General features: G+C 44.4%; 24 protein-coding genes and 1 pseudogene. 4 read left to right on the forward strand and 21 right to left on the reverse strand.

The window, feature by feature from the left end; genetic code table 11:
• The first annotated feature begins 16 nt into the window (after positions 1-16).
• Positions 17-820, forward strand: coding sequence for a polysaccharide deacetylase family sporulation protein PdaB (pdaB, locus tag C8268_RS07760; protein ID WP_106767130.1), 804 nt, complete (start codon positions 17-19; stop codon positions 818-820).
• A 140-nt stretch (positions 821-960) separates the two neighbouring features.
• Here pdaB and C8268_RS07765 read toward each other — a convergent pair whose 3' ends face one another.
• On the reverse strand, positions 961-1,554 hold the full coding sequence (locus tag C8268_RS07765) for a KinB-signaling pathway activation protein (RefSeq protein ID WP_106767131.1): 594 nt from the start codon (positions 1,552-1,554) through the stop codon (positions 961-963).
• Positions 1,555-1,680: 126 nt separating this feature from the next.
• Here C8268_RS07765 and gerD point away from each other — a divergent pair, with 126 nt between their 5' ends.
• Positions 1,681-2,400 carry a spore germination lipoprotein GerD gene (gene gerD, locus C8268_RS07770; RefSeq protein WP_106767132.1) on the forward strand — a complete coding sequence of 240 codons (720 nt, stop codon included), beginning with the start codon at positions 1,681-1,683 and terminating at the stop codon, positions 2,398-2,400.
• 106 nt (positions 2,401-2,506) lie between these two features.
• Here gerD and C8268_RS07775 read toward each other — a convergent pair whose 3' ends face one another.
• From C8268_RS07775 to C8268_RS22660, 5 genes are all read right to left on the reverse strand, one after another.
• Complete coding sequence (locus C8268_RS07775) at positions 2,507-3,598, reverse strand: Mrp/NBP35 family ATP-binding protein (RefSeq protein WP_106767133.1); 1,092 nt, start codon at positions 3,596-3,598, stop codon at positions 2,507-2,509.
• Between the two features lie 67 nt (positions 3,599-3,665).
• Complete coding sequence (gene cwlD, locus C8268_RS07780; RefSeq protein ID WP_106767134.1) at positions 3,666-4,439, reverse strand: N-acetylmuramoyl-L-alanine amidase CwlD; 774 nt, start codon at positions 4,437-4,439, stop codon at positions 3,666-3,668.
• Positions 4,440-4,510: 71 nt separating this feature from the next.
• The gene (gene sat / locus C8268_RS07785; RefSeq protein ID WP_106767135.1) at positions 4,511-5,680 is read right to left on the reverse strand and encodes a sulfate adenylyltransferase; all 1,170 of its coding nucleotides are present in this window, start codon (positions 5,678-5,680) and stop codon (positions 4,511-4,513) included.
• A gap of 35 nt (positions 5,681-5,715) precedes the next feature.
• A complete protein-coding gene (locus C8268_RS07790; protein WP_106767136.1) occupies positions 5,716-6,408 on the reverse strand; it encodes a phosphoadenylyl-sulfate reductase in 693 nt (230 codons plus the stop codon).
• A gap of 681 nt (positions 6,409-7,089) precedes the next feature.
• Complete coding sequence (locus tag C8268_RS22660; RefSeq protein ID WP_158702699.1) at positions 7,090-7,251, reverse strand: hypothetical protein; 162 nt, start codon at positions 7,249-7,251, stop codon at positions 7,090-7,092.
• Positions 7,252-8,028: 777 nt separating this feature from the next.
• Between C8268_RS22660 and C8268_RS22935 the strand changes: the two genes are divergently transcribed.
• Both C8268_RS22935 and C8268_RS07800 read left to right on the forward strand, forming a co-directional pair.
• Positions 8,029-8,205 carry a hypothetical protein gene (locus C8268_RS22935; RefSeq protein WP_199794824.1) on the forward strand — a complete coding sequence of 59 codons (177 nt, stop codon included), beginning with the start codon at positions 8,029-8,031 and terminating at the stop codon, positions 8,203-8,205.
• A gap of 187 nt (positions 8,206-8,392) precedes the next feature.
• Positions 8,393-8,554, forward strand: a pseudogene (locus C8268_RS07800) (tyrosine-type recombinase/integrase); the annotation flags it as partial.
• Between the two features lie 121 nt (positions 8,555-8,675).
• Here the strand turns inward: C8268_RS07800 and rpsI are convergent.
• The 15 genes from rpsI to rplO all read right to left on the reverse strand — a co-directional run bounded on the left by rpsI (position 8,676) and on the right by rplO (position 17,781).
• Positions 8,676-9,068: a 30S ribosomal protein S9 gene (rpsI, locus tag C8268_RS07805; protein WP_106767139.1), complete on the reverse strand. Its 393-nt coding sequence runs from the start codon at positions 9,066-9,068 to the stop codon at positions 8,676-8,678.
• Between the two features lie 21 nt (positions 9,069-9,089).
• Entirely contained in the window at positions 9,090-9,527 is a 438-nt protein-coding gene (rplM, locus tag C8268_RS07810) for a 50S ribosomal protein L13 (RefSeq protein WP_106767140.1), read from the reverse strand.
• A gap of 216 nt (positions 9,528-9,743) precedes the next feature.
• Positions 9,744-10,073: a TFIIB-type zinc ribbon-containing protein gene (locus C8268_RS07815; RefSeq protein WP_106767141.1), complete on the reverse strand. Its 330-nt coding sequence runs from the start codon at positions 10,071-10,073 to the stop codon at positions 9,744-9,746.
• A gap of 86 nt (positions 10,074-10,159) precedes the next feature.
• Positions 10,160-10,936, reverse strand: coding sequence for a tRNA pseudouridine(38-40) synthase TruA (gene truA, locus C8268_RS07820; protein WP_106767142.1), 777 nt, complete (start codon positions 10,934-10,936; stop codon positions 10,160-10,162).
• A gap of 548 nt (positions 10,937-11,484) precedes the next feature.
• Positions 11,485-11,850, reverse strand: a complete 366-nt coding sequence (gene rplQ / locus C8268_RS07825; RefSeq protein ID WP_106767143.1) for a 50S ribosomal protein L17 — start codon at positions 11,848-11,850, stop codon at positions 11,485-11,487.
• 33 nt (positions 11,851-11,883) lie between these two features.
• Positions 11,884-12,828, reverse strand: a complete 945-nt coding sequence (locus C8268_RS07830) for a DNA-directed RNA polymerase subunit alpha (protein WP_106767144.1) — start codon at positions 12,826-12,828, stop codon at positions 11,884-11,886.
• A gap of 130 nt (positions 12,829-12,958) precedes the next feature.
• A complete protein-coding gene (rpsK, locus tag C8268_RS07835) occupies positions 12,959-13,354 on the reverse strand; it encodes a 30S ribosomal protein S11 (protein ID WP_106767145.1) in 396 nt (131 codons plus the stop codon).
• Between the two features lie 19 nt (positions 13,355-13,373).
• Positions 13,374-13,742, reverse strand: a complete 369-nt coding sequence (gene rpsM, locus C8268_RS07840) for a 30S ribosomal protein S13 (RefSeq protein WP_106767146.1) — start codon at positions 13,740-13,742, stop codon at positions 13,374-13,376.
• Positions 13,743-13,760: 18 nt separating this feature from the next.
• Positions 13,761-13,874 (reverse strand): 50S ribosomal protein L36, encoded by a 114-nt coding sequence (gene rpmJ / locus C8268_RS07845; protein ID WP_003333770.1) that lies wholly within the window; start codon positions 13,872-13,874, stop codon positions 13,761-13,763.
• A gap of 153 nt (positions 13,875-14,027) precedes the next feature.
• Complete coding sequence (infA, locus tag C8268_RS07850; RefSeq protein WP_054956046.1) at positions 14,028-14,243, reverse strand: translation initiation factor IF-1; 216 nt, start codon at positions 14,241-14,243, stop codon at positions 14,028-14,030.
• A gap of 2 nt (positions 14,244-14,245) precedes the next feature.
• Positions 14,246-14,551, reverse strand: a complete 306-nt coding sequence (locus tag C8268_RS07855) for a KOW domain-containing RNA-binding protein (RefSeq protein WP_106767147.1) — start codon at positions 14,549-14,551, stop codon at positions 14,246-14,248.
• Between the two features lie 9 nt (positions 14,552-14,560).
• Positions 14,561-15,313, reverse strand: a complete 753-nt coding sequence (gene map / locus C8268_RS07860; protein ID WP_106767148.1) for a type I methionyl aminopeptidase — start codon at positions 15,311-15,313, stop codon at positions 14,561-14,563.
• 5 nt (positions 15,314-15,318) lie between these two features.
• On the reverse strand, positions 15,319-15,963 hold the full coding sequence (locus C8268_RS07865) for an adenylate kinase (protein WP_106767149.1): 645 nt from the start codon (positions 15,961-15,963) through the stop codon (positions 15,319-15,321).
• A 79-nt stretch (positions 15,964-16,042) separates the two neighbouring features.
• Positions 16,043-17,341: a preprotein translocase subunit SecY gene (gene secY / locus C8268_RS07870; protein ID WP_106767150.1), complete on the reverse strand. Its 1,299-nt coding sequence runs from the start codon at positions 17,339-17,341 to the stop codon at positions 16,043-16,045.
• Positions 17,341-17,781: a 50S ribosomal protein L15 gene (gene rplO, locus C8268_RS07875; RefSeq protein WP_106767151.1), complete on the reverse strand. Its 441-nt coding sequence runs from the start codon at positions 17,779-17,781 to the stop codon at positions 17,341-17,343. The genes secY and rplO overlap by 1 nt, the downstream gene beginning before the upstream one ends.
• Between the last annotated feature and the right edge of the window lie 15 nt (positions 17,782-17,796).

A 17,796-nucleotide genomic window follows, 5' to 3' on the forward strand; every position in this document is an offset into this window, starting at 1 on the left:
AGAGGGGCGCTATCAAATGAATTTTTTCTATGTACTAAACGGCAAGAAAATAAAAAGGTTTTTCTTCGTATTTGCCGCTGCGATTTTTGCTGTAGGTGTCATTTATGTAGAAAGTGACAACATCTCCGTCTTCTCTGAAAGCTCGCCTTCAGCAGTTTACAATGTGTCTACAAACAAAAAACAGATTGCCCTAACCTTTGATATCAGCTGGGGTGAAAAACGTGCAGAGCCTATTTTACAAGTGCTGAAAGACAAGGGTGTTTCAAAAGCAACCTTTTTCCTGTCAGCTCCTTGGAGCAAGAGCCATCCGGATATTGTGAACAAAATCAAAGAAGGCGGTTATGAAATCGGAAGCCACGGTTTTAAGCATGACAATTACAGCACCCTCAGTGATGAAGAAATACGTAAACAGATTACATCAGCTCATACTATTTTAACCTCATTAACGGGTAAGGAACCGAATTTGATTCGAATGCCTAATGGAGATTTTGACAAAAGAGTGTTAAACATCGCTGACAGTCTTAATTACACCGTAATTCAGTGGGGAACAGACTCACAGGATTGGAAGAACATCGGGGTTGAACAAATTGTAGATCGTGTTGTTTCCAAAGCACATCCTGGAGATATTGTTCTTTTTCACGCGAGTGATTCCGCCAAGCAAACGCATGAGGCACTTCCTCAAATCATTGATGAGCTACGTAATAAAGGATACGAATTCGTTACGGTTACGGATCTTCTGCAGCAAAGCAGCGCCAAAGGTTCAGAAGTCCGTGATCAGGCGATGCTCCAGAAGGATATTGAAGATGCAGCCGGTCTATAGTTGACGTTATTATTAGTTAAGAAAAAACGCCTTCTGATGTCCTGCAGTAAGGATGAAGAGCGTTTTTCGAAAAAGATCTTGTTTCATTAAATGCTGAATGGATGTTGTTCGAGTGTTGAGAAAAAGAGCTAATTTTGAAATTAGCTCTTTTTTTCGTCTTTTGCTACTTTATGCAGTATCAATATCTGGTAAGCATTACACGCAAGTAAAGGGATGATAATAAATACAGTGGCGTTATTGACTCCAATCTTCAGCACTCCGATAATCTCGAGGATGGTGACTGCCAGCATGAAGAACATGGTAGGAATAAGTGCTCTGATGTTTGTTAATTTCACTTTAAAATAGGTAACAATGATTGCAGTAGTCAAAATACCGATTCCTAAGGCAACATCCCACGTCAGGTTATGTTCCCCGCCCACAAAAGTACGGAAAAACATGAGTTCCAAAAGCGCAAGCGCAGACAATACCAATTGTATGTACTCCCAGGTCTTTCTTTTAAAAACCCCATTCCCCATATAATTCAAGGTAAGATAGGCGAAGAACCCCAGTTGCGAATACACGCTGACCAAAGCCCCATATCCAAGCAGTATTAATGGATAAATCAGCATATCAAGTGTACCCTTGAACTCAATCGTACCTGTGGAAAACTGTAATATCAATCCCGCAATTACGGCACCAACAGCTCCAACGAGCATCGTTTTCCAAAATAATCTTGCCCACTTTCGTAAGCTCAAATGCTCCCACCCCCACAAGTCATTATTTTACCAACGTTCACAATAAAAAACCATTCCCGTTAAGACATATTTCTCCGACTCCATCACATACTATCGGTAGCATCCCATCAAAGGAGGACAACGGTAATGAAGTGGCCGTTATTTCGTTTATGTATTATTTTCTGTGGGGCTGCCCTACTCCTTACCGCTTGCGGTTCCGATCAAGGATATTCATCCCAGCAGCTTGGATATAAGGAAATAAAGTCTATGGTTGTTGATATCCTAAAAACCGATGAGGGAAAAAAGGCGGTCGAAGAAGCACTCAAGGGTGATTCGGGCGAACCCTCCGGCGGCAGCAGTACTATGAACATGAATATGATTAAAGCGCAATCTGGTGAGCAAATTCGTACAGCCGTAAAGGACACACTCGTGTCTGAAGAGTATAAAAAGGAACTGGAAAAAATAATGACAGATCCTCAATTTGCTGGCGATTTCGCAAAAGCGATCAGTTCAGAGACCAAAAAGCTTCATATGCAGCTTATTAAAGATCCAACATATCAAAAATCCGTGCAGGATATTATGAAATCGCCTGAGGTTATGAAGTCATTTCTCGATTTGACAAAGACACCCGACTACCGTAAACAATCCATGACCGTTATGCAAGAAGCCATGCAAAACCCTCTATTCCGGATGGAGGTTCTTCAGCTCCTTAAAACCGTTGTAAAAGACGAACTGCAGCCAAAAGTTGAAAAAGAAGGACAGCAGGGCGGCGGTCAAGGAGGCCAAGAAGGCGGTCAAGGGGAAAATAAAGAAACTGGCGGCGGCGGTGGCAGTGAAGGCGGCGGCGGCGCTGGCGGTGGTGGTTAATTCATATGACTATGAGGCCTGCCCGCTAAGAAACCAGTTCTCATGTTCCTACATTTTAAAAAAAGCTCCCTTGAATCAGGGAGCTTTTCCATTTGAACAGCATATATCACGAATTGGAAGCTGAGCCTTCGCATTTGCTGGATATTTTCACGGCGATCTCGTCATAGATATTAGCACATTCTGTGCCGACTCTATATACGGATGGAGAAAAATCAGGATCTGACGGAAGGTTATCCGCACCCATAAGCGGCAGCTGCCCAAGCAGCTCTGTATGCAGCGTTTCAGCTAGTTTACCCCCGCCGCCGCGTCCAAAGACATAGTCCTTTTCCCCGCAATGAGAGCAGCTATAATAAGCCATGTTTTCGACAACACCCAAAATTTCATGCTCTGTCTGAATAGCCATTGCCCCGGCCCGGGCGGCAACAAAAGCGGCAGTAGCATGAGGAGTTGTTACAATGATTTCTTTACTATGCGGTATCATTTGATGAACATCGAGCGCTACATCCCCGGTTCCAGGCGGAAGATCAAGCAACATGTAATCCAGCTCTCCCCAGCCTACATCTTCAAAGAACTGACGCAGCATTTTGCCAAGCATAGGACCACGCCATACGACCGGACTGTTCTCTCGAATAAAGAAGCCCATCGACATCACTTTTACTCCAAAGCGCTCCACTGGAATAATAATGCCATCATCAGTAACGTTCGGCCCCTCTTCAATGCCCATCATATCCGGTACACTGAATCCGTAAATATCAGCATCGATCAAACCGACCCTTTTACCTTGCCTAGCCAAAGCAGCGGCCAAATTGACAGTAACGGTTGATTTACCAACGCCACCTTTACCACTAGCTACAGCTATAAAATGAACTCCGGAGTCCTTACTTATAATATCCGTTTGCATTCCTGCAGCATGCCCTTTGGTAAGCTTCTCACGGCTATACGGATCGGGGTCAGCCGGATTAACCCAAGGACGCATTCGAATATGAATTTCTTCCGCTCCAAGAGCCTGCAGCAACTCACGAATCTGCGCGTCAAGCTGCAGTTTCTGTTCTTCACTGCTATAAAATACAGATAGCCTTACTGTACTTTCCTTAACCACAATATCGCGAATTCGCTGCAACTCGATCAGACTTCTTCCGGTTTCGGGGTCCTGGATCGGCTGTAAAACTTCCTGTACCTGCTCTCTACTTATTAGCATGACAATCAGCACCTCAGCTCTATGTAATGGCTAAATCTGAATATCTTAATTCTTATCTATTATACCATTACTTCACTGTTTTTGCCGACAGATTCGCATCCTCTCCTGCTGAATATCGCAAAATACCTTTATACACAGCCGCAGCCACTTTTCTTTGATATTGTTCATCACGCAGCATCTCTGACTCTTGAGGGTGGGATAGAAAGCCCAGCTCTACCAGAGCAGCTGGAATTCGCAGCGCTTGAAGAAGGAACACTTGATCATCGCTTTTAGCCACGCGCTGTGTATTCTCCAAATTACGCTTTAACTCAGCCTGTATGAGCTCAGCCAAATTTTTGCTATCCATTTTATCTTTGGGATAAAAGGTTTGTGCCCCGCTCCAGCGATTGGAAGGGATGCTGTTCAGATGAATGCTGATAAATAAATCGGCATCGTTGTCCTCGATGAGTCGGACTCTATTTTTTAAGTCTTCCGTTTTACGCTTGGAGTAGCCCTTTGTGCTCTCGGAAGCTAAATCGTAGTCCCCTTCTCTTGTCATGACAACCAAAGCGCCTGCCTGTTGAAGATAATCTCGCAAATAAAGTGTTACCGCAAGATTGATATCTTTTTCAATAACACCTTTCTTGCTGACCGCCCCGCCATCAGGTCCTCCATGACCCGCATCCAGCGCAATCACTTTGCCTGCAAGTGGCAGACTCCAGTACTTTGCCGTTTTAGCACTCGGAATCTCATAAAACACTACGGTGATCAATAAAATGAGCAAGCCTGTGCCAAACAATACCTGTTTGATCCGTCGCAACGATATCCATAGCGTTACTTTGTCTGATCCCGGTTTGGACATAAAAAACCCACCTCGTCCCCATATTGTTGTACTTCATGAATATGGGACAAGATGGACAAATATGCCTTTCATTATATTGGAATACTCTGCTTCATACCTTCGATTAGAATCTGAGCTACCTCGGGACGGGTAAACTCAGGTGGCGGGCATTTTCCTTCGCGAAGCAATCCACGGACTTTGGTTCCTGAAAGAGTCAAATGCTGGTCTTTGTCGTGAGGGCAAGTTTTGTTCGAAGCCATTCCACCGCATATCGTGCAGAAAAAACTATGTTCGAAAAATAGCGGTGTAATCCCCAGTTCTTCCGGTTCAAATTGGCTGAATATTTCCTGTGCCTCATACGTTCCATAATAATCCCCTACTCCAGCATGGTCCCTGCCAACAATAAAATGCGTACATCCATAATTTTTTCGTACGATCGCATGAAATATCGCTTCTCTTGGACCTGCATATCGCATCGCAGCGGGAAACACACCTAAGAACGTTCTGTTGTCAGGATAATAATGTTCCAGCAGCGTTAAATAGCTTTTCATTCGAACGTCCGCAGGAACGTCATCCGACTTCGTTTCACCAACCAGCGGATTCAGAAATAGGGCGTCCACGATTTCCATTGCGCTTTTTTGAATGTATTCATGTGCCCGGTGAACCGGATTTCTTGTCTGAAATCCAACGACTGTCCTCCAGCCCTGTTTTTGAAAATAAGCCCTTGTCTGAGCTGGATCATAGTAAAACTGTCTGAATTTTTCTGGCTGGGGTCGATGAATGACCTCTACAGGACCACCAACGTAGATCGAAGAACGTTCGTACAATTTTTGTACGCCTGGATGCTTCGGGTCATCCGTTTTAAATACTTTAATAGCTTCTTCATGTTGATCTGCCTGAAAAATACTCTCCACGTTGATCACGCCATAGATGACACCATCACTCTCCCCTACAAGGGCGGCACGGTCTCCAACGGAAAGCTGTGCAGCGATTCCTTCATCGACTGCAAGCGTAATAGGGATGCTCCATACCGTACCATCTGACAACCGCATTGAATTCAGCACCGATTGATAGTCCTCTTTGTTCATAAACCCCTTCAAAGGGGAAAATGCCCCGACAGCAATTAAATCCAGATCGGATATCGTCCAAGTATTTATTAGAATATGAGGCAACTGATTTACGACAGTGAATAACTCAGCCCGTCTTTCTTCATGTACTAATCTTTGAATCAACGTCCCACCGTGCGGCCGTATGGATGTCATATAAGTACCTCCTGCATTTTTATAAAAAAGCTTTTTTATTTATGAAGTCCACATTCCGTCTTCTCATTCCCTGACCAGCGTCCTGCTCTTGGGTCCTCTCCTGGAAGAACCTCACGTGTGCAATAGCTGCAGCCGATGCTTGGGTAATTACGGTCATGCAAAGGGTTATAAATCACATCATGAGCACGAATATACTGCCAAACATCATCATTCGTCCAATCGGCAAGCGGGTTGAATTTCACCAAACCAAATTTTTGGTCATACTCGACCTTTTTCGCATTCGCACGGGTTGGTGCCTGATCGCGCCGTATCCCCGTAATCCATGCATCATATTGAGACAAAATGCGGGTTAAAGGCTCAACCTTCCTAATACCACAGCATTGATTAGGGTTGGTGCTCCACAGTGCTTCACCATATTGTTCAGCCTGTTCTACGGGAGTCAGGACAGGAGAAACGCGAAGGAACTCTTTTCCATAATGTTGCTGTAATCGATCCCGTGTATCGTATGTCTCCTGGAAATGAAAGTCCGTGTCCAAATAAAAAATGTCAGTAGACGGGCTGATCTTCTGAAGTATGTCTACCAAAACAACATCCTCAGCACCAAAGCTGCAGGCAAACGTCAGATTAGGAAAAGTTTCGATCGCCTCTGCAATAATTTCGTCAGCGGAAGCCTGTTCGAATCGAACAGCTCTGTCCTTAATCCAATCCTCTTTCTCAAGCAAATTCAAAGTTATTCAGCCCCTTCATTTTTATAAATCAATTAAATCCCATGTAAATAGTATGAATTAAGTACAGTATAATGGATTCCTAATAAATGTCAATACAGGACCGCAAATAAGGACGAGTTTATCGTATGAATTGGTTCTGTTAAAATTTAAAAGAAAAGTCTTTCATTAAGGAGAACCTTTGACTGATACCAAAAAGGAGATATCATGCATGTCAAAAAGCAAAGAATTATTATTTCAACTGTATGTAACAACACCCATTATATTTATAGCGCAAGCCATAATAATTGCCACATGGGACTTGCAAGTTCCAGACAGGAACGAATGGTTTTTTTACTTTTTCATTTTTTTGCTTCTTTGCATACCAATCAATGTAATCATTTATTTTATTCTTTTGGGCATTCGCAAAGGGCTCAAAAAATATCTTCAGCATTAATAATATTTAATGCAATCGGAATATTAGCATCACTTTTCCTAATTCTCATCGACGAAGCAAAATTTGTATTTTTTTATTCATCATTTATTTTCTATACTCTTATATCGTTCATTATATGCAAAAGATCGGCGAAGCGAGCCTAATGTCATGAACAATCATGTTCTTGATTTCCGATCTTCTGACTCACATCTCTTATACACGTGACTAGCATACAAAAAAAGCCGCTTTATCAGCGACTTCATCCCACTCTAACGTTCTATAATAGTTAAGATAATACCGACAAGCGAAAGCATGATTAAGAATATACCAAAGAAAAAGTGGTATCCATCTTGATACATAATTTTATAAATACCCACACCGATAGTAAATAAAATCAAAATGAAGTAACCAATATCCATCTTTTTTATCATTTAGAACCCCCATGTAGAACGATTGTCCGGACTTTCTTCTTTTATCAGATTTGTAAATCACCATCAATAATATACCAAATATTTCAACAATGTTGTATCGTCCCCGTGACTATCCACCGTCCTTTAGGCACTGCCTTAGCAACTGACCCATACGAAACGATGAGGTAAAACCCATAATGAATTCACTCTTAGAAAACACCTTCTCATCATAACGAACGGTTAGGCCTCAAGCCTCCTACCCCGGCGCTGTCTCCACCAATGAATACTTTTCCCTCATGCTCGATACCAACAATACAGGTCATGTTATCCCTCCTAAATACAAAAAGCCGCCGATAATCAGCGACTTAATTTGTATTATGTATTGATAGCAATACAGTATCATGGTAACATATTCATAGAGGGTGCGGTAAGCACTCCGGAAAGGAGGATAAGACGATGGGGCTGATTGAAATCGTACTTCTGCTAACGGCTATAATTAACTTGGTAACGGCTTGGCTTAACTATCAATCGTCCAAGCGAAAAAACCGGAGGCTAAAGTAAAAGCCCCTTACGCTAGCACCGTAAGAGGCCGAGACACCGCAGGAACGGGGAGAAATCCCCGCCCTGCACCCTATCATCTTATGCTTATCATACCCTCTTAATACTTTTTTGTAAAATATAATTTACTAAAATAGGAGGCGCCACAATGGAAACACTAACCCTTGTCATCGCTGTTGCTGCCTTAATCGTTTCACTGGCTGCACTGTTCCAAGCTTTGAAGAACAGGAGGTAATGCTTATGTCTAAACCGTTATCGTTTCGCTTTCCTGATGAATTTGTAAAACTACTCCGTACTTGGGCTTTCGTGACCGAGACGGATCAACGAGCGTTGCTGCAGGAAGCCTTTCAGGAATATGTAGATCGCCGTCCGGAAATAAAAGTAAAAGTGGATTCCATTATATCCACTCTGGAATAACCCGTCTTGATGGCGGGCCTTTTTTTATTTACCGACCCTTGTTTACGCGTCGGCTTGCGTCTGGAGATCCATCCTTTAACCGCATCCAGTCACGGCTCAAAAAGGAGGCGCTTATTAGCACTTTTAATCAAGGATGGAGTATTCGATATGTTAAGGTGTTATTCCCTTTAAAAAATCGCTCTGCGGAACTCATACCTCTCTCCTATTTGAAGCAAGAGTCAGCATTAAAGAGGTTCAGGAGCGTCTAGGACACTCTGATATTAAAATGACCATGAACATCTATACTCACGTCACTAAAACGTTCAAAGAACAAACAGCAACACGCTTCGAAAAGTTTATGGATGTATGAGGTCATACATGGTCAAAAAAATATATGGTCAAAATATGGTCACGGCTCTTTCTGACTCAAAAACAAAAACCCCTGACCAATAAAGGCCAAGGGCTGAGTTTGCTTGATACATAAAAGGATATTAACGCTTGGAGAACTGAGGTGCGCGACGAGCCGCTTTAAGACCGTATTTCTTACGCTCTTTCATGCGTGGGTCACGAGTCAGGAATCCAGCTTTTTTCAGAGAACCCCGAAGTTCAGGATCAGCTTTCAGCAATGCACGGGAAATCCCGTGACGGATTGCACCAGCTTGACCGGAAATACCGCCGCCATGAGCGATGACGAGAACGTCATATTTGCCCAATGTTTCTGTCAGATTCAAAGGTTGTTTAACGATCAGTTTAAGAGTTTCTAAACCGAAGTATTCATTGATGTCACGTTTATTAATAACAATTCGTCCTTCACCCGGTACAAGGCGAACACGTGCTACCGAGTGCTTACGACGACCTGTCCCATAGTATTGTACTTGTGCCATGAAACTGTCCTCCTTTTAATTTTAACCGCGAAGTTCGTAAACTTCTGGTTTTTGAGCTTCGTGTGGATGTGCTGTGCCTGCATAAGCTTTGAGTCTCAGCTTCATTTTCTCGCCCATACGAGTTTTAGGAAGCATACCGTGAACTGCGCTTTCGATCACACGCTCAGGGAATTTTTTAATCATATCTTCAGCAGAAGTCACTTTTAATCCACCTGGATGCATGGAGTGACGATAGTATTTCTTGTTAGTCATTTTCTTGCCTGTCAAAGCGATTTTCTCAGCGTTGATTACAATTACAAAATCTCCTGTATCAACATGTGGAGTAAATTGTGGCTTATGTTTACCGCGAATCAAAGCAGCAACTTCGCTTGCCAGACGACCAAGCGTTTGGCCTTCCGCATCAACGATGTACCAAGAACGCTCAACTTCATTTGGCTTCGCCATATAAGTGGTACGCATGAATAGTTCCTCCTTGTTTTCATCCGAAAATTCAACTTGAATTTTCTTCATCTATCTTCGTTCATATATCATACATTTTTTTAAGTGATGGATTATTTTCGGCATTTTCTTGACCGGGGCTGTGGGAGAGCCGCCAAGAAAACACAACTTATATAATACAGCAACAGCCGTTAAATCGCAAGCGATTTTTCTGGTGGTATAAACGTTTTTTACAGCTTAATCAAACAGATCGCCAAAAACATCGAGCACCGATTTTTTCTTCTTTTTCTTATAATAGCCCTGTCCATGGTGCGGGTATCGCTTGCCATATTCCGTTTCTCTCCCCGATGGGCGATAGTCCTCATCGTTACGGTAATATTTGCGATCATCCTCATGCTTATCATACCATTCATTAAATGCTGGCCGCACTTCACGAACTTCTTGCATAAGCTTCTCAAGTTCCCCGCGATCGAGCCATACCCCTTTACACTCAGGGCAGATATCGATCATAACGTCGTCCTTTTGTACTTCACGCAACCGCACGTCATTACACACCGGACATTTCATGAAATAAACCCTCCTCATATTTTTGAAAAATACGTGTTTCTAACCCAATAGGTGGGATGATACGTATTATGCAGAATCGGGTTTCATCAAAGAAGTATATCGTATTCAACATCCCAAAGCATTAATCCTTTGCTCACCGCTGTAGGACCAGCTGCAGCCCGGTTTTTAATTTCCAGTATTTCAGAGATGTTCTCCGGTGTTCGTTTTCCTTCTCCCACTTGTATGAGCGTTCCCATAATAATTCTGACCATATGCTGTAAAAATCCATTTCCCGTCACAAATGTATGGATAATGCCCTGATCTCTTGTACCTGGACGACACATACTTGTGTCTGTCTCGATCCAGGCATCGTAAATCGTCCGTACATGTGATGGTTTCGTCGATTTTTTTGAAGCAAAGGTTGTAAAATCATGAGTACCAATTAAATGGCGTAGCCCTTGTTCCATTGCAGATATATCCAGTCGGCCATGATGATGGAACTGATACTTCCGTTGAAACGGATCGGGAAACTGATTGGCATTGATCGTGTATCGATACGTCTTCTGTCTTGCCTCCCGACGTGAATGAAACTCAAGCGGTACTTCCATCGCATCCGTAACGATGATGTCCTCAGGCAACCGTGTATTCAGTGCCATACACCAACGTTCTACCGGGATTTTGGAAACGGTATAGAAATTAAACACCTGCCCGCGTGCATGCACACCGGCATCTGTCCGTCCTGAAGCCGTAATCTTTAGCTTCTCACCAGAAAGCCATTCAATTGCTTCTTCCAATAAATCCTGTACTGTGTTTCCTCCAGGCTGGGTCTGAAAGCCATTATAGTTGGTTCCGTCATAAGTGACCTTCATCAGAAGATTACGCATGGTTCCCCTCCTGGTTCACTTCCTTAGGCTGCCTTCAAACAGAACTAAGCTGGAATCCTAGCATTTAGTCAACTGCCAATTACGCAGCGCTACCTGCACAAAAGGCGGATACCGGCAGGAAATATACGAATCATTTAATATCCAAGAAGAAACGCTTTTGACATCCTGCGTAAAGATGATGTGCGTTTCTTCGAAAGATATTTCATGATTCATGTGAAAGATATTTCCTTATACTTTTAAAAAAGAGCCCCCAAGGAGCTCCTTTTCATCATGCCAGCCGATCCCTTATTGTATATGTTCAGCCGCATGACTAGAAGGTCCTTGCTTACGATGCCCCTGGGGTAGCCGAGATGAGCCGAAAAACGGCTATGTTCCATCTCGAACCACGACCCGAGTGGTTAGGCTGAAAGCTTATTTATCCTTGATGGATAAACAAGTGTACAGCCGGGCATACATAACTACAGTCACTTCAGAATGCAGTGCTTACTCTGATGTTCGGATGTGTTGGCATCCCAGCATCAAACATTAGTCTAACGGGATCGAGTAAACTACGCGCGATCTACCAGTTCCAAGTAAACCATCGGAGCTGCGTCACCACGACGAGGTCCCAGCTTCAGGATACGAGTGTATCCACCTGGACGCTCAGCATAACGTGGTGCGATTTCGGAGAACAATTTTTGAATAGCATCTTGTTCACCATCAACAGTCTCGCGACGTACGAATGCAGCTACTTGACGACGAGAATGCAAGTCGTTACGCTTTGCCTTCGTAATCAGCTTCTCAGCGATCGAGCGAACTTCTTTAGCTTTAGCTTCAGTTGTTTGAATGCGCTCATATAGGAAAAGGTCGGTCACCAGGTCACGGAACAACGCTTTACGCGCACTGGAGTCGCGGCCCAACTTTTGATATGCCATGTGTTTTCCCTCCTTTGCTAGAACGATCTCGAACTATTCTTCCGTACGGAGTCCCAAACCGAGCTCAGCAAGCTTTTCCTGAACTTCTTCCAAGGATTTGCGGCCCAAGTTACGAACCTTCATCATATCCTCTTCCGTTTTCGTAGTCAGCTCTTGTACCGTATTAATACCGGCACGCTTGAGACAGTTGTAGGAACGAACGGAGAGATCCAGCTCTTCGATCGTCATTTCAAGCACTTTTTCTTTCTTGTCTTCTTCTTTTTCAACCATGATCTCTGCATCCTTGGCTTCATCAGTCAAACCGACAAACAGGAACAGATGTTCAGTCAGAACCTTAGCACCGAGGCTGACAGCCTCTTCCGGCCGAATGCTACCATCGGTCCAGATTTCGAGTGTCAACTTATCATAGTTGGTTACCTGACCAACACGCGTATTTTCTACACCGTAGTTTACACGGTTAATCGGTGTATAGATCGAATCGACGGGAATGACGCCGATAGGCTGGTCATCGCGTTTGTTCCGATCCGCCTGGACATAGCCACGACCGCGACTGGCAAAAATTCGCATGTGAAGTCTCGCACCAGGGCCAAGCGTTGCAATATGAAGATCCGGATTAAGAATCTCCACATCACTATCCGCGCGAATGTCGCCAGCGGTAACAACTCCTTCGCCTTCCGCATCAATCTCGAACACTTTTTCTTCATCGGAATGGATCTTCAACGACAAAGCTTTCAGGTTCAAAATGATTTCAGTCACATCTTCCATGACACCAGGAATAGTGGAGAACTCATGCAGAACACCGTCAATCTGAACAGATGTTACAGCTGCACCAGGCAGTGAGGACAACAGAATGCGCCGAAGTGAATTCCCCAGCGTTGTACCATACCCACGCTCTAGCGGCTCTACTACGAATTTCCCATAGGTTCCTTCTTCATTGACATCAACGGTCTCAATTTTCGGCTTTTCGATTTCAATCACGCAAGTACCCCTCCTTCAAACGTCGCTCCTATATGAAACTGTCATCTTATCCACTAATCCATGTAGTATGCCTAAACAACCATTCTTAGCAGATTGCACCGGATTTATACCACATAACAGGATGACTTCATTATACGCGACGACGTTTTGGTGGGCGGCATCCGTTATGCGGGATTGGTGTTACGTCCTTAATAAGGTTAACTTCCAGACCTGCTGCTTGCAGGGAACGAATCGCTGCTTCACGACCGGCACCTGGTCCTTTAACCATGACTTCAACGGACTTCATACCATGTTCCATTGCAGCTTTAGCAGCTGTTTCAGCAGCCATTTGTGCTGCGAATGGAGTGGATTTACGGGAGCCTTTGAAGCCCATGCCGCCGGAGCTCGCCCAAGAAATAGCATTTCCGTGGGGATCCGTAATCGTTACGATCGTATTGTTGAACGTGGAACGAATATGTGCCACGCCAGACTCAATATTTTTGCGGTCACGACGTTTAGTACGTACGACTTTTTTTGCTTTAGCCATTGTCTGTTATCCCCCTTTCTTATTTCTTCTTGTTCGCTACCGTACGACGAGGACCTTTCCGTGTACGAGCATTCGTTTTAGTACGTTGTCCACGAACCGGCAATCCACGACGGTGGCGAACACCGCGGTAGCAACCGATCTCAGTCAAACGTTTAATATTCAAGGAAATTTCACGACGAAGGTCACCTTCTACCTTAACACCTTTGTCGATCGTTTCACGCAATTTACCAACTTCATCTTCCGTAAGATCACGAACACGAGTGTCCGGATTGATGCCTGCTTCTTTAATAATTTTCTGAGAAGTCGTTTTACCGATTCCGAAAATGTAAGTCAAGGCGATCTCAACGCGTTTGTCACGTGGCAAATCCACACCAGCTATACGAGCCATTACGCTACACCCCCTTCTTTAACCTTGTTTTTGTTTGTGCTTTGGATTTTCACAGATAACCATTACATTGCCTTTGCGACGAATGACTTTGCATTTTTCGCAAATAGGCTTCACAGAAGGTCTTACCTTCATGTTAATTACCTCCTCCAAGTTTTACGTTTGTAAAACCAGCTTCGAAAACTAGACTGTCGTTTTGCAGCTGCAAAACTGTTCGTAACCGCTGCTGAGTTTTACACCAGTAAAACCGCTTCGCAGCTTTCCTTTGTTCCCCAGGGGAACGTCATGCTATTTACGGTAAGTGATACGACCTTTGGTCAAATCATATGGTGATAATTGTATGACCACTTTGTCACCTGTAAGGATGCGGATAAAGTGCATCCGCAGCTTCCCGGAAACGTGAGCGAGAATTTGATGACCATTCTCCAGCTCGACTCTAAATGTTGCATTCGGCAGCGGTTCTATAACCGTACCTTCAACTTCAATAACATCTTCTTTGGCCACAGTTATTCTCCTTTCTGATCAGCATTGGATTTGTCGGATAAAAATTGGTTAATGGCAAACCGCAGCTTCCCATTCGTTACCCGACCGCTTTCTTGCAAACTGTTTACAACCTCACTGCTTATGAAGGATTGGAGTTCCAGATGAATCAGATTTTTCTTCTTCGCCTGGTCAAACTTTCGTTTGTTCCCATCCGCAATAGTTACAAACTTGCTGTCTTCTATCGAAACGATAACGGCATATTGATCAGCATCTCTGCCTCTCAAAACTTTGACGATCTGACCGATTTGCGGAATCAATTCTTTGTTCAAATCAATCACCTAATCAGCCAATTTCGTCAGGATTTCCATGCCATCTGGAGTGACAGCCACAGTATGTTCAAAATGAGCACACAATGAGCCGTCAACCGTAACGACCGTCCAATTATCTTCCAACGTCTTGACATGGCGCTTGCCGGCGTTAACCATCGGCTCAATCGCCAAAACCATACCCGGTTTGAGTCTTGGCCCCCGATCCGGGATGCCGTAGTTCGGAATTTGCGGATCTTCATGCAAGTCGGTGCCCACACCATGACCTACGTACTCGCGAACGACAGAGAACCCTGCGTCCTCGATATGACGCTGTATGGCATGAGAGATTGTAAACAAGCGGACATCGGGTTTGATCAGCGCAAGTCCGGCATAAAGAGAACCTTCCGTCACATCCAGCAGACGCTGGGCTTCTTCGGTAATCTTCCCTACTGGGTAGGTCCATGCTGAGTCACCGTGGTAACCCTCATACTGTGCACCGATATCAAACGTAACGATATCGCCTTCGATTAATTTGCGTTTGCTTGGAAATCCATGCACCAATTCTTCATTAACTGATGCGCAAATGCTGGAAGGAAATCCGTTGTAGCCTTTAAAAGACGGCACGGCGCCTTGACTGCGAATGAATCGGTCGGCCATTTGATCCAGTTCCTCGGTAGTTATACCAGGCTCGATATGAGCAGAAAGGAGTTTATGACATTCAGCCACAATCCGCCCTGCCTCTCTCATCAGACCCAGTTCCTTTTCGGATTTACAAATGATCATTACACTTAACCTCGCAGTACTGACGCAATTTCAGTGGAAACCGCGCCGATTTCCTGATCACCATCAATTTGACGCAGAAGACCTTTTTGTTCATAAAATGTGAGGAGTGGTGCCGTTTTGTTGATATATTCGTCCAAGCGAATGCCTACGCTCTCTTCCTGATCGTCGGAGCGTTGATACAATTCACCGCCGCATTTATCACAAATACCTTCCTGTTTAGGCGGATTGAAGAGCACATGATACGTCGCGCCGCAATTCTTGCAGATTCGCCTTCCGGTAAGACGAGCCATCAGCTTTTCACGGTCAACTCTCAGGTTGATGACATGGTCGAGCTTCGTATTCAAACGAGAAAGGATGTCATCCAGCGCTTCCGCTTGCGAAAGGGTTCTTGGAAAACCGTCCAATAAAAAACCTTTTTCGCAATCGGACTGCTGCAGACGTTCTTCCACAATACCAATCGTCACGTCATCAGGTACCAGCAGGCCTTTGTCCATGTATTCTTTCGCTTTGATTCCGATCGGAGTTCCTTGTTTGATCGCCAGACGAAATGCATCGCCTGTAGAGATATGAGGAACGCCAAATTCATTGACAATGGATTCTGCTTGTGTTCCCTTTCCAGCCCCAGGAGGGCCCATAATCAAGATATTCACCTTAGTCCCTCCTCCTAACTTATAGTAAGAACAGCACAATAGGTGCCGGAAGCAGTTGACACTAACCGGAACCTATCGACTATTTATTAATAAATCCTTTGTAATGACGTTTGATCAACTGGCTTTCAATCTGCTTCATCGTATCCAGTGCAACACCGACAACGATCAGCAAAGAAGTACCACCGATTTGAACCGTACGAGGAAGGTTAGCTAGTGCTCCTAAGAACACAGGCAGTACAGAGATGAATGCCAGGAAGATAGATCCTGTCATTGTCAAACGGGTCATAACCCGAGTCAAATACTTCTCGGTAGCTTTACCCGGGCGAATACCTGGAATATAGCCGCCGTTCTTCTTCATATTGTCAGCCATCTGATTTGGATTCATCTGCACGAAGGTGTAGAAGAATGTGAAACCAATGACCATGATAACAAAGAGAACCATACCGAGCGGTTGGTCATATGCAAGGTAAGTGGTAACCCACTTAGCCCAAGGCAGTGTAGACCAGAAGCTTGCAAGAATAACAGGGAACTGAAGCAACGACATTGCAAAGATAACCGGAATAACGCCAGCGGCATTGATTTTCAATGGAATGTGCGTGTTCTGTCCACCGTACATCTTGTTTCCTACAACCCGCTTCGCATACTGTACCGGGATTTTACGGATACCTTGCTGAATAAACACTACCCCAATAACGATCAGAGCCAGCACCAGAAGAAGGATAACAACCTTCAAGGTGTTCATGAAAGCCTGATTGTCTTGAATAAATTCAGATTCGATCGTTGTACGAATATGCGTTGGAATAGCTGCAACGATACCAGCAAAGATAATGATCGAAATACCGTTCCCGATTCCATGTTCCGTCACTTGCTCACCGAGCCACATCAAGAAAGCTGTACCCGCAGTGAGCACGATCGCGATAACGAGGTAATCAACAAATGTTGCGTTTAGTATCATTTCGGTTCCGTAGAGACGGTTGAAACCGATGGACAACGCGAAAGCTTGAATGAAGCCCAACAGTATCGTACCATAACGAGTAATTTGAGCTAGTTGTTTTTTACCATGTTCCCCTTGTTTGGCCCATTCCGCAAACTTCGGAATGACGTCCATCGACATCAACTGTACGATAATGGACGATGTAATATATGGAAAGATCGAAAGGGCGAAAATCGAGAATTGCTGAAGTGCGCCCCCCGAGAACGTGTTGAGGAGACCAAACAATTCATTCCCTGCCTGGTTTGCCTGAACAAACACATCGGTGTTTACACCCGGAACCGGTACGAATGAACCGATACGGAATACAAACAGTACGAACAAGGTGAATAAAATACGTTTGCGAAGATCTTCTACACGCCATATATTTTTCAGGGTTTTAAACATTAGATCACCTCGGTTTTACCGCCGGCAGCCTCGATCTTCTCTACCGCAGATTGAGAGAACTTATTCGCTTTTACAGTCAACTTAACAGTAACTTCACCGTTACCAAGAACTTTGATGCCGCTCTTCGTATTTTTCACGATTCCGCTCTCGACCAAAACTTCTGGAGTAACTTCGGTACCTGCTGCAAAGCTGTTCAGTTCTTCGATGTTCACAACCGCGTACTCTTTCCGAGTTGGATTCACAAAACCGCGTTTAGGCAGACGACGATACAGCGGGTTTTGTCCGCCCTCGAAGCCTGGACGTACACCACCGCCGGAACGAGCGTTTTGTCCTTTGTGACCTCGACCTGATGTTTTACCCGTACCGCTACTTGGTCCGCGTCCAACGCGTTTGCGTTCTTTCCGTGAACCAGGAGCTGGGCTCAGCTCATGTAACTTCATCGTTCGTTGCACCTC

It is taken from the genome of Paenibacillus faecalis (assembly GCF_900289175.1).
Classification (GTDB): Bacteria; Bacillota; Bacilli; order Paenibacillales; family Paenibacillaceae; genus Paenibacillus_AQ; species Paenibacillus_AQ faecalis.